This window comes from Chryseobacterium sp. B21-037, assembly GCF_028570785.1.
Lineage (GTDB): Bacteria > Bacteroidota > Bacteroidia > Flavobacteriales > Weeksellaceae > Chryseobacterium > Chryseobacterium proteolyticum.
In genome coordinates this window covers 1,998,725-2,010,125 of the sequence record NZ_JALGCB010000001.1, presented here as the reverse complement: position 1 = coordinate 2,010,125, position 11,401 = coordinate 1,998,725, and the positions used below count along the sequence as shown (strand labels likewise).

The 11,401-nt window shown below is 36.1% G+C and carries 12 protein-coding genes; 6 read left to right on the top strand and 6 right to left on the bottom strand.

The genetic code is table 11. From position 1 onward, the window contains the following. Positions 1-448: 448 nt before the first annotated feature. From MTQ00_RS08755 to MTQ00_RS08745, 3 genes are all read left to right on the top strand, one after another. Entirely contained in the window at positions 449-1,786 is a 1,338-nt protein-coding gene (locus MTQ00_RS08755; protein WP_172279195.1) for a retropepsin-like aspartic protease, read from the top strand. 122 nt (positions 1,787-1,908) lie between these two features. Next, a complete protein-coding gene (locus MTQ00_RS08750) occupies positions 1,909-2,409 on the top strand; it encodes an RNA polymerase sigma factor (protein ID WP_228456965.1) in 501 nt (166 codons plus the stop codon). 1 nt (position 2,410) lies between these two features. After that, positions 2,411-3,016, top strand: a complete 606-nt coding sequence (locus MTQ00_RS08745) for a hypothetical protein (protein ID WP_273648498.1) — start codon at positions 2,411-2,413, stop codon at positions 3,014-3,016. A gap of 127 nt (positions 3,017-3,143) precedes the next feature. Here the strand turns inward: MTQ00_RS08745 and MTQ00_RS08740 are convergent, their stop codons facing one another. Beyond that, positions 3,144-3,785, bottom strand: a complete 642-nt coding sequence (locus MTQ00_RS08740; RefSeq protein WP_273648497.1) for a FadR/GntR family transcriptional regulator — start codon at positions 3,783-3,785, stop codon at positions 3,144-3,146. A 236-nt stretch (positions 3,786-4,021) separates the two neighbouring features. Between MTQ00_RS08740 and MTQ00_RS08735 the strand changes: the two genes are divergently transcribed. Beyond that, a complete protein-coding gene (locus MTQ00_RS08735; RefSeq protein ID WP_273648496.1) occupies positions 4,022-5,188 on the top strand; it encodes a cupin domain-containing protein in 1,167 nt (388 codons plus the stop codon). Between the two features lie 293 nt (positions 5,189-5,481). After that, a complete protein-coding gene (locus MTQ00_RS08730; protein ID WP_273648495.1) occupies positions 5,482-6,990 on the top strand; it encodes an adenosine kinase in 1,509 nt (502 codons plus the stop codon). 79 nt (positions 6,991-7,069) lie between these two features. On the opposite strand, the gene MTQ00_RS08725 is transcribed toward MTQ00_RS08730, so the two are convergent. The 5 genes from MTQ00_RS08725 to MTQ00_RS08705 all read right to left on the bottom strand — a co-directional run bounded on the left by MTQ00_RS08725 (position 7,070) and on the right by MTQ00_RS08705 (position 10,283). Then, entirely contained in the window at positions 7,070-7,246 is a 177-nt protein-coding gene (locus MTQ00_RS08725; protein ID WP_273648494.1) for a hypothetical protein, read from the bottom strand. Positions 7,247-7,534: 288 nt separating this feature from the next. After that, entirely contained in the window at positions 7,535-7,708 is a 174-nt protein-coding gene (locus MTQ00_RS22275) for a hypothetical protein (protein WP_337249969.1), read from the bottom strand. 76 nt (positions 7,709-7,784) lie between these two features. Then, positions 7,785-8,498: a 2OG-Fe(II) oxygenase gene (locus MTQ00_RS08715; protein WP_273648493.1), complete on the bottom strand. Its 714-nt coding sequence runs from the start codon at positions 8,496-8,498 to the stop codon at positions 7,785-7,787. 163 nt (positions 8,499-8,661) lie between these two features. Continuing rightward, positions 8,662-9,645, bottom strand: coding sequence for a hypothetical protein (locus MTQ00_RS08710; RefSeq protein WP_273648492.1), 984 nt, complete (start codon positions 9,643-9,645; stop codon positions 8,662-8,664). Between the two features lie 86 nt (positions 9,646-9,731). After that, positions 9,732-10,283 carry a hypothetical protein gene (locus MTQ00_RS08705; protein ID WP_273648491.1) on the bottom strand — a complete coding sequence of 184 codons (552 nt, stop codon included), beginning with the start codon at positions 10,281-10,283 and terminating at the stop codon, positions 9,732-9,734. Between the two features lie 469 nt (positions 10,284-10,752). Here MTQ00_RS08705 and MTQ00_RS08700 point away from each other — a divergent pair, with 469 nt between their 5' ends. Then, positions 10,753-11,364 (top strand): DUF4142 domain-containing protein, encoded by a 612-nt coding sequence (locus MTQ00_RS08700; RefSeq protein WP_273648489.1) that lies wholly within the window; start codon positions 10,753-10,755, stop codon positions 11,362-11,364. Positions 11,365-11,401: the final 37 nt, after the last annotated feature.

Genomic DNA, 11,401 nt, shown 5'->3' with positions numbered 1-11,401 from the left:
CTCCAAATAATGCTAATTATCTGTTTCTTAAATTTTTATTCCGGTCATTAAACGGGTACAATCTGTGTCACTTCAATTGTAAAATGTTTACAATTATCCGGTAACGTCACGCAAATGTACAAATAAAAATTAAATATTTCAACGGGTAGGGATTTGTTTTTTGTATTACAAAAATATAATATTAAAAACGTCGTCTTTTTTACAAAACGAATAAGAATCAATTCGAGGAATTGCTTCAATAATTTGGTACCAAGCTGGTCAGTTTAAGTGCTGATAATTGAACAGGGTTGCAGCAACAATATGACAAGATTATTGATAATAGGGATGATCAGGGAAAATGGATTGAAGGTAAGTGTTTAAAATTTTAAGTAATTTATATGTGCAGCGTTGCTGTATTTAATAAATTAGCGGACTAACTATTTAAATTATTAGTGAAAAGTTTGTTATTATGAAAAATTATAAAATTAAGTTTAAAAGATTTAGAAAAAACTTAGAAAGAGGAAAGTTGTTTCATAAGAATAAGATTATTGGTCAAATTATGGTAATGACCTTCCTGTTGGTTTGTAGCTTTAGTTTTAGCCAGACCCATAATTCTGAATTTAATAGTTTGTATGCGCAAATACAGAAAAAAAACTTCTTTAGTGCACGTGAAATTTTTACAACAGCCAGGAAAAAATTGCCGGTAGAATACCAATACTTTACGGAAGCGATTCTTAACAATGCATTCAATAAGCCCCGGGAGTCTAACCTGAAGATTTTGAAACTGGAAGAGTTGAAAACAATAACGTTACCAGATTCACTACTGTTGAAAATATCTCATCTTAAAGAGGATAACAGTATGAAGCAATATGATTATGCGGGAGCAAAAACTGCGGTACAGAATACCCTGAAAAAATATGATCAGATATTGACAGAAGAAGAGAGGAGTGATCTGAAGAATAACCTGAAAATCTGGACGGCACTTGAAAAGGAGCCTCGTCAGAAAGTTACGATGAAAGGGAGTACAAACATGAAAATGGAAAAAGATGTGGCTAATTTAAAAAATCTCAAAGTGCAGATTGGTGACGATTTTATGAATTTTATTTTCGATACGGGAGCTAATATATCTACTATTTCAGAATCTGCGGCTAAGCGTTTGAAAATGAGGATTATTCCCGCAGGCATAGATGTGGATGCAATTACCGGTCTATCCGTAAAGGCTGACCTTGCGGTTTGTGAAAAGTTTAAGCTAGGGAATATCATCATAGAAAATGCTGTTTTTTTGGTGTTTGCAGATACTGCGCTTAGCTTTCCGCAAATTAAATACCAGATCAATGGCATTCTTGGATTTCCTGTTATTGAAGCACTTCGTGAAGTACAGCTGACACAGGATGACTATTTTATTGTACCGGAGGCTGAAACCAAAATAAGTAGTCCTTCCAATATGGCGATCGACGGTCTTTCACCTCTTATTTTTATAGATGGAAAACACTATAGTTTTGATACGGGAGCAGATCAGACGATGTTATATGCTCCCTTTTACCAGGAGAATAAAAAAGAAATCGATGAGCATTATAAAGTAAGTAAGATCGGCATGGGAGGAGCTGGTGGAAAAGCCGAATACGATGGATTTAAAATAAATCATACTTTCCATATCCTTGGAAAAGAAATCGAAGTAAGGGATATCCGTTTATTAAAAGATAAGATCAATAAAGAAACCGTGTATGGAAATATAGGGCAGGATGTTATCCGAAAATTTAATAAAATGACGATGAATTTCGATCAGATGTTCATCAAGTTTGATTAATATAAATTAGAAAAAGATTTAAAATAATCCCTCCGGAAAACATCAGGAGGGATTATTTTTTTTGATCAATTATTTCGTAACATTTTGTTACAACGGGTAACAAATAGCTAAAATCTAAAGATTTGAAAAAGACAGATTTAGAATTAGAGTTTGAGCTCAGGCTAAAAGAATATAAACTTTTAATCTATAAGGTTTGCAGGATGTATAGCAATGATCCCAATACTATTCAGGAGATGTATCAGGATATTATTATTCAGTTGTGGAAATCTTATCCGAAATTCAGAGGTGAGTCAAAATTCAGTACCTGGCTCTACAGGATTGCTATTAATACGGTTCTGATGAGTCTTTCCAAACCGAAACGTTCTATTCAGATCAGTGATATTGAACTGCAGTACGTTCAGGTCTCCTATGAAGAAGATACGGGATTGAAAGAAGAGCAGCATCAACAGTTGTATGTAGCGATACAACAACTGAATGATGTGGAAAAATCGGTTGTAATGTTGTACCTGGAAGATAAATCTTACGATGAAATGGAAGAGATTCTGGGGATCAGCAATGCAACGTTGAGAGTAAAGATGAACAGGATTAAAGACAAATTAAGAACCTTAACAAACAACAAATAAGATGGAATTAGATGTATTGAAAAACAACTGGAAAACAATTTCAGTAAATGTAGATCAGAACGAATTTGATATTATTTCTGCTACTAGAAAAGGGATAGCCTCTCCACTTGATGCCCTCAAAAAAAGAACAAAAAAGCAGCTGATGATTTTACCCGCTCTTTTCGTTTTTTTAATAATTGCAGGCATAAATGCAAATAAAACGGGAAACAGTTTTTTTATATGGGTGGCGGCCGCCATTCTGCCTGTAATGATCATTTATCATTTTTTCAATTTAAAACTGATCAATGGTTTAGAAACGTTTAATGGCCCGGTAAAGAAAGATATTGAAATGAAGATCAGGAAACTTATCAAAAGCAATAGCCGTTATCTTATAGCAACAAGGTTCCTTTTTTTATTGCTGATCATTTCTTCGGAAGTTTTACTCAGATATAATAGGGTGGATTGGATTCAGGGACTTGACCTGCTGGCTAAAATTGATTTTCCTCTCAGATTATGTATATATGCGGCGATATTCGGATTCCATTATCTGATCAGTGAATACACATTTAATAAATATTTTGGACAATACCTTAAAAAACTGAAGGATGTATTAGCTGAAATGCAATAAGGGTAGCCCCTCTGAAATACAGAGGGGCTATTGTTTTCTTTAAAAGTGAAACTGTCCAATAATTATTAGCTGTAGCTATTGTTGTACACAAGATTCACAAATAACGGCTGGTGTATATCAAAAAATCTTAATAGTTATTGTCCAGAATTCTTTGAAGAACTAATTGGGCTTGGTTGGTTTTTTTGTTCTTAATCGCTTTAAATAATTGTTCATGCAAATGATGATTCATTGCAAAACGGCTGATTCCTTGCTTTTCTCTTGCAAGAAAAAAATTACGCATGATTAAGGTGAAACTGTAATATAAATCAGATAATACTGTATTTGAGGAAGCCTTGGCAATCGCTGTATGAAAAGCAATATCTGTATCGGCACAAAGCTGAGCGTCTTCAGCATGAATAGCCAGTCTGCGATTTTCTAAATATTGTTCGATCTCCTGAAGTTGTTCCTCCGTACGATTTTGTGCGGCCAATTTTACAATTTCCTTCTCCAGAAGTCTCCTTACTGCATTGACGTCATCAAAATCTGCACGTCTTAAGCGCTGCTCAATGCTGACCTCCTGGAAGCTATTATTAACAAAAGTCCCTGATCCCTGCTGTACTTTCAGAATCCCTGAAATGGCCATGGTTTTAATCGCTTCTCTGATCGTTGAACGACCTACGCCATATAACTTCATCAGTTCAGGCTCGGAAGGTATCTTTTCACCCGCTTTGTATTTCCCTTGAGAAATATCTTTCTTTATCAGACTGATTACCTTTTCGTAAAGTTTCATGATTCGCTAACTCCTTTACAGCAAACATACGACATTTCTGGTAAACATCATATAATTCCTTAGGATTCTTAGGTAGTTGGACTCGTTGATAATATTATTTTACCATAAAACGCCTTTCAATACAGTTATATAAGTATAAAAATTAAACATATGATGTTTTTTAAAAACATATGATGTTTTGCTTTGAGATGTCATTTTTAAATTTTACATTTGTTTTAATATTAATATAAAAAGATATGGCAACAACAAGACGTGGATTTCTTTCCGCAGTATCTTTATCAAGCTTTGGTTTGGTAACAGCATCAACAGGCCTAGATTTATTAATTCCAAAAAAGGCCGAAACTTCAGTAAAAAATGGGTCAAACGGTCCCAAGGTAGAAGAATTGGAAGATTTTGTATACGACATTGAAAATGGTAGTAAGGGCTGGGTAGGTCCCGGTGGTACAGCCAAAGAAGCGACTGTAGAAGAATTTCCGGTATCGCAAAGTATTGCAGGAGTAATTATGCGGTTAAACCCGGGTAGCTTCCGTGAATTACACTGGCATTCAATCGCAGCAGAATGGGCTTATGTGTTAGAAGGAAGTGTACGTACAACTGTTGTTGCTCCGGATGGAACTACGGCAACAGATGATTTCGAGAAAGGTGATATCTGGTATTTCCCGAAGGGCCACGGACATTGCCTGCAGTGTATTGGTGATCAATCATGCCTGTTTTTATTAGTCTTTGACAATGGTCACTTTTCTGAATTTGGAACTTTCAGTTCCACAGACTGGATCAACCATCTCTCTCCTGAAATACTGGCACGCAATTCCGGATTACCGGCAAATGCATTTGCATCCTCTCCTCATAAAGAGCTTTATATTGGTACGGGGAAAATAGCTACAGCCAAAAAACCACAAAACATAGATCCCAATATACCTCCAAGTTATGCGGCCCATAAATTTCGCATGGAGACCGATGGTGTTTATGAAAAATATCCTGGTGGTTCTACTATAAAAGTATCCGCTCAGGAATTCCCTATTCAAAAGACTTTAACTGCTTTACGGATGGATATCGAACCAGGAGCAATCCGTGAACTGCACTGGCATCCTAATGCCGACGAGTGGCAATACGTTATGAGCGGACAGGGAAATCTGAGTATTTTTGGTTCACATGGACGGGTTAAAACAATGCCTTATAAAAAAGGTATGGTTTCTTTTATCAAGCAAGGCTTTGGCCACTATATAGAAAACACCGGCACTGAAACCCTTAAATTGATTATTGTTTTCAACTCTGACGAATATCAGGATATATCCTTGAATGACTGGCTGGCCTCTAATCCGGCGCAACTTGTTGAAGATCATTTTGGAATTACCCCAGCCCAGACGGCTAAAATAGCAAATCACAAAAAAGGAATTTTTTAGTTTTGGAAAATATGGAAAAATAAGGCTTCTGAAGTATAATCTCAGAAGCCTTATTACTAAGAGGCTGTTTGGGTTCATTCAGATTGAAATAATTTTGATGATCCTAAAAGAACAAAATATAAATCAGGAGTATCAAAAATAAAGTCGTTGAGACTCAGTTCTTACCGGCTGCATTCCTTTATTTTATCTGAGATTCTGCCAGGTTGAAGTTGTTTTACTCAAAAAATTAATTATATTTTTGATAATAATTAATTCTTAGGCATGCCGAATTATGCCATATAACCCTCGATATTATGATGAAAAAATATATTACTTATCTGTTATTTTTTGGATTTCCTTTATTTGGATGCCAAAGCAAAGTGGCTGAAAATTCTGCATATCAACAAAACTGGATGCAGCTGGAACAGCAGAATAAAGCAATTGCTTTTGATGCTGATGTAAAGTTATCTGATGCTGAAATTTCTTTGGATCAAAAGCTATTTCAGATAAGAAAAGATTTCCTGGCCGGAGCAGAAAAGCAAAAAGTATCTTTATATAATAGCTCATTTAATGAATTAAAACCTCTGATTGAAAGCAGTAGATTATTTGAGATCTTTCAATCAATGCCTAAAGGAGGATTACTGCATACACATAGTGGCGGGATCACGGATGCAAAATGGGTGATTGCTGCAGCAAGAAAATATAAAGAATGCTATATCTATGATCAGGCGGATACCAAAGATTTTATTTTCGGGCAGCTGGCGTTTTTTCAAGATGGGAAAGTCCCAAAAGGATTTGTCAGCCTTGATCAAAAATTGAGTTCCGAACCCGGCTTTGAAAAACAGTTGACAGAACTTCTTCTGCTGAAGCGGGAATCACTCTGTACGTACTCGGATTACTGGATTGAATTTGAAAAACGCTTTACAAGGATAAGCCTCCTGTTGCCTTACCGTCCTTTTTTCAAAGAGTATTATAAAAAAGGATTTGAAGATTTAGCGGCAAATAAAGTACAGCATGTAGAAATAAGATATGTTTTTGATGAATTGTACGATTTTCAGCATGGAAAATACCCTCTGAAAACTTCAGTCACAGATTTGCAGGAAGTAGTGAAAGAGATACAGAAAAAGTACCCGGAATTCAGTCTGAAATTAATTTACTCAAGTTTTAAATTTTTAGATCCACAGGCTGTAGGAAAACAACTTGAAACAGCTTTTGAACTTAAAAAAGAATTTCCGGATGTTATTTCAGGTTTTGACCTTGTGGCCGATGAGGCTGCCGGGAATAGTATTTACTCTTTTCGGGAAGATTGGGCGAAGCTGAATGAACTCAGTAAAAAGTATGGCGTAAAGATGCCTCTTTTCCTTCATGCAGGGGAAAGCGTTTCTGTCTTTAATAAAAATATGATCGACATTGCATCACTGGATAACCCAAGAATCGGACATGGTTTGAATCTGATCTATTTTCCCAAAACTATGGAACTGATCAAAAAACAAAATAAGCTTGTTGAGGTTAGCCCGATCAGTAACCAGGTTTTAGGATATGTGAGTGATCTGAGAAATCATCCTGCAAGAGTTTTGTTAAGTAACGGAATACAGTGTTCCATTAACAGTGATGATCCTAGTGTTTACGGATACGAAGGTCTTGGATATGATTTCTGGGTCGCGTATGTGTATTGGGAACTTGATGTAAAAGCCCTGAAGAAGCTTGTTTTTAATTCAATTAATTATTCGTCTCTGAATGAAAGTGAAAAGAAACAGTCATTGACGTATCTGAATAAGCAATGGGATGATTTTGTTAAGGAGATGAATGGCAGGCTTAAGTAATCAGATATACTATAAATATAAGAAAAGCACCATTAAAATAATGATGCTTTTTATATGAGTGGATCACAATATTTCATTACTAGTCCGGATCCGGATAGAGTGGTGGACAGCTGTTAAGGCGGTCACATTTCATATCAAGCGTCTCGCATTGTCTTGGCGTACACATCGGATAAGATAGATCCGGATCATTTCCTCCTGTAATTTTTTTCAGTTCTCTTTTGGTGAGCTTTTGGGGTAAGTTTTTTAAGTTTTTCATAAAATTGGTATTTAGTTTTTATTTTTTTATAAAAATACATATCCAATATACATAAATAAACTTTATTAAAATATGATGTGAGGAGCGAATGAGGATTCCGTAAATTCCTTTTCAAAGTATTTAATAATGGATACAGCAATATAGGATTAATATTCACTTTATTATGTATGATCTGATGATTCTTATGTGGTTCTCACTTTACTAGTCTTCTTTTTCCATTCCTCATATTTTTCCTTCATGCAGTTTCCGCAAGGCCTATAGTCATATGCAAGCGCTTCTTCTTCGTTTTTAAAGAAAAACACGGTTTTCGGTCTTCATTCTTTTACCTGAAGAACACGAAAGTAAACCATAAATCTTTGCTTTTTTATAACCACCAAGTGTTATAACGCCATTACGGATCATAGAGCTGAGTGCTTTTTTTCTTTCCTCGGAAGTCTGGCCGAGATCGGTATGCTTTATCATCTTACTGCTTGATATTGGTTTCCAGATTTATTTTTATCTCAAAAAGTCTTTTAAACCGTTTTGATGGAGGTAAGACTTAACTCAATCCGTCATGGAAAATAATACCCAGGCTGTGCCTGTGTCCACTGTGAACCAGACTTACACCATGTTTCATTTTAACACGGTAATACCCTTTAGACCCTTTCACCGGACGGAAATTGGTTGTGAGTATCAGCATATCGCCCCGGTTGGGTTTTAATACATTAGCTTTGGATTGCGCACGGGGAATCTGCTCTGTTATAACAAATTCTCCACCTGTATAATCTTCCTCTGTCTGATCCAGCATAAAAACGATCTGCATCGGAAAATAAATTTCACCATACAGATCCTGATGCAAGGTGTTAAATCCACCTTCACTATATTTTAATATTAATATTGTTGGCTTTTCCTGGTTATGTTCCATACAGAGTTTTTTCATCTCCTTATGCGTGGAAGGGAATGTTTTTTCAATAGCAAGTTCCTGCATCCATTGATTGGCCACCGGTGCTATTTCAGCATATACCTGTTCCCGTATTGTGGTAATGAGTTCAGGTAAAGGATATTGGAAATATTTATACTCTCCCCGGCCAAAACGACACCGTTCCATATTGATGGTTTTGCGGTACGTGTTGTCTGCATTGTATAAAGCAATTAAATTGTCACATTCCATTTTTGTTAATATATCCCGGACAATCACAAAACCCTTATCGTGCAATTCCCTTTTTACTGAATGCCAATCCTTCGCAGCAAGCCTCTTTTCTATATCTTTCATATCATAATCTTTATGAAGTAAAATTAGCTTTACACAGAGAAATAAGAAATCCGAAACTTGCGGTATTGTACTAAAATTGATGTGGATTTTCTTTAACGATGCTATTGTTGCAGTCCTATGGATATCCGCATCTTACTATTGCAGTATATGGTCAGTATCTATTTTATTTAAATTTCAGACCTATCATGAGTATCATTGTGGTATCCATAGCGACTTGCTCGTGTCCACGTTTTACATGTTCAAAACCATATGCCTGATTGAGAAGAGCTGTACGTTTTATAGCAACATCCTTTTTACTATAAGGATGAGCTTTGTCCTCCTCATTGTTTTTCTTCTTGGCATGATTATACATTAGCCCTTTAGATAATATACGATCGCTTATCAGGAACGATCTATTACTCTGTAAGCGCATGTCGGTAAGCCTTTGTCCTGTGCTTGTGTCGACTGGTGACATAAAAGCAGGTTCCGATAGGGCACACCTCGCACAGGTATATTTAAGTAAAAGTTTCCCTTCAGACAAATAACCTTCAAAAGGTACGGACAGGTAAATATCAGCCGGCCGGCTGTACATTTGGTAAATGGCCGTCATAATAGCTGGTTCAGCACAGTTACTTGGCATCCAGTTTTCAAGCATAGTGATCCTGTTTTGTCTATTTTTATTGTCCCTATATTCGGGAGTTTGCAGGAAATATAAGCTGGATTGCATTGAAGGTGGTTTTATGCCAAGGCGTTGCATAATATCCACATGCTTAAGTAACCTTTCGACTGTTTTTTCATAAGAATTACCGGCTGCATCTATGGGATCGGGGACTCCCATGCTGATATAACTATTTCTTTCAATCTGTACTTCTTCTAAATTAAATTTTTCACCATAAGGCCTGATGCCAGAGGCTCCAAAGACGGGTCTGAAAGTTGCTCCACTACGATCTTTCATATGTCCCTCTTTAATGTACATAATACAAATACATCCTTTCCTGCTACCAGGTAATATGCCTGTTTCTCCTGTAAACAAATTATGCTTCATTAAAAGTTTGCGCGCATACTGATGCATGATCTCATGTCTGTTAATTTTGTTGAAACTGTTGAATGTGAGCCACCGGTTTTTTGGGAAAATTGCTGCCAGGCGTGAATCACTAGGCAATAACATAACACCGGATTTTATAAGCGATATATAACGTTCATCAATTTTCAGAAACTGAGTAACTTCTTTGAACAGCTCTTTTTCTTCTTTTTTTATCCTGATAGCTGTTTCTTTTTTCTCATCTTCGAGGTCTTTTTTGTTTTTTTTATTTTTTGATCATATGATCGCTCAGACTTTCTGATTATTTTCCTCTTGTATCCTTCATGGGTACGTTGCCTGAAATGTATTGGTCTGGAACGTTCATATTCCAGCTGGCGAATTTGATCTGAGTATCTTTTTTCAAGTTTAGCCAATTCAATCTTAGGCTTATCCTCCATATCTTTCAGGTGAGACATAATAGTCAGATAATTGATCTTATAATTGTACATTTTTTTCATTCTGCTTAACTCAGCTTCTAAGATTTTTTGCTCTTCCGTATCGGGTGCAGATGAGATGTAATTTTGCCTTATACGGTTTATGTAATACAAATCCTCTTTCAGGTAAAAGCTGACATCTTTTTTTACAACCTTTAAGTCATATTCATAGTCCTGTAGTGATCCTTCTGAGCCCCATTGAAATCTTTCATCGTTGTCAATATCCAGGCTTTGTAAAATAGTTCGTATCTGAGATAGTTCTTCCTTTTGCTTTACAAGTTTTTCTTTCATAGTATTATTTCTTAAGCGATATGTAATATTTCCATCTCTCCATTTTTGTGGTTTGATTTTCCATCTTATGGGACATTATGATTCTGGAATTCTATTGAACTGAATCCCGAAACATATCCATAAACCAGGTTTGTATTGCTAATTTCCTATGAAAATTGAATTTGTGGGTCAGGGCATACCCCTATTTTTTGTAAATCAGGTGTTGGGTTGGGGTATTGTTTTCTTTTTTCTTAATGAATTGAGCATATAGGTTTTAGACTACCGAGGTATTGGTTTTACAATGTTTTACCATAAGAAAAGATTTACCCCTTGAGAAACATAAAAAAGATAAAAAGTGATTGATGAATATGATTCAGGTCATAAAGTATCCGGTTTTACTTTTCTAAATTCGATGTGAAACAGAAATGATCTTCTCCGGTGTAAGGGATGATTTTTTTTATTTTACTGACCAAACCAATTTAATTATATTATGAAAAATTCAATTTTAACCCTTCTTGCAGTTTCCACGATGTTGGCCTGTAAGAAAAGCGAAACAACGACAGTTAATCAACCGATGGACAGTACAGCAGTGGCTCCCTCCGTTGATTCACCAGCCGTGACGGCCGATTCTACCACTGTAACAGGCACTACCAATACCAAAGTCTCTCTTTCGGATCAGGATAAGAAATTTGCCGACGGGGCAGCTCAGGGAGGTTTGATGGAGGTAATGATGGGGAAGCTTGTCGCGACGAATGCTTCCGACAAAAATGTAAAAAACCTGGGTGAAATGATGGTAAAAGATCACAGTAAAGCGAATGAAGAACTAAAAAGCTGGGCGTCAACAGTTGGTTATACTTTACCAACAAGTTTAGATGCTGAAAAACAAAAGAAATACGATGAGCTGAAGTCTAAAAAAGGAGCAGAATTCGATCGTATGTATAGTGATCTTATGGTGAGTGACCACAAAGAAGATATTGCAGAGTTCAAAAAAGAAGCTGCTGATGGTCAGGAAGCTTCACTGAAGTCATTTGCAAGCAAAACCTTGCCAACCTTGGATCACCATTTAATGGAAGCACAAAAAACAAAATCAGGAATAAAGTAAAAATAAAGCCACAAATTGTAAGAAACGTAAATCTTAG

Bases quoted from the DNA above. Each gene is read 5' to 3' on its own strand.
- MTQ00_RS08705 (WP_273648491.1), bottom strand. From the start codon at position 10,283: ATGAAAGAAAAACTTGTAAAGCAAAAGGAAGAACTATCTCAGATACGA.
- MTQ00_RS08730 (WP_273648495.1), top strand. From the start codon at position 5,482: ATGATGAAAAAATATATTACTTATCTGTTATTTTTTGGATTTCCTTTA.
- MTQ00_RS08745 (WP_273648498.1), top strand. From the start codon at position 2,411: ATGGAATTAGATGTATTGAAAAACAACTGGAAAACAATTTCAGTAAAT.
- MTQ00_RS08700 (WP_273648489.1), top strand. From the start codon at position 10,753: ATGAAAAATTCAATTTTAACCCTTCTTGCAGTTTCCACGATGTTGGCC.
- MTQ00_RS08715 (WP_273648493.1), bottom strand. From the start codon at position 8,498: ATGAAAGATATAGAAAAGAGGCTTGCTGCGAAGGATTGGCATTCAGTA.
- MTQ00_RS22275 (WP_337249969.1), bottom strand. From the start codon at position 7,708: ATGATAAAGCATACCGATCTCGGCCAGACTTCCGAGGAAAGAAAAAAA.
- MTQ00_RS08735 (WP_273648496.1), top strand. From the start codon at position 4,022: ATGGCAACAACAAGACGTGGATTTCTTTCCGCAGTATCTTTATCAAGC.
- MTQ00_RS08755 (WP_172279195.1), top strand. From the start codon at position 449: ATGAAAAATTATAAAATTAAGTTTAAAAGATTTAGAAAAAACTTAGAA.
- MTQ00_RS08710 (WP_273648492.1), bottom strand. From the start codon at position 9,645: ATGTTATTGCCTAGTGATTCACGCCTGGCAGCAATTTTCCCAAAAAAC.
- MTQ00_RS08740 (WP_273648497.1), bottom strand. From the start codon at position 3,785: ATGAAACTTTACGAAAAGGTAATCAGTCTGATAAAGAAAGATATTTCT.
- MTQ00_RS08725 (WP_273648494.1), bottom strand. From the start codon at position 7,246: ATGAAAAACTTAAAAAACTTACCCCAAAAGCTCACCAAAAGAGAACTG.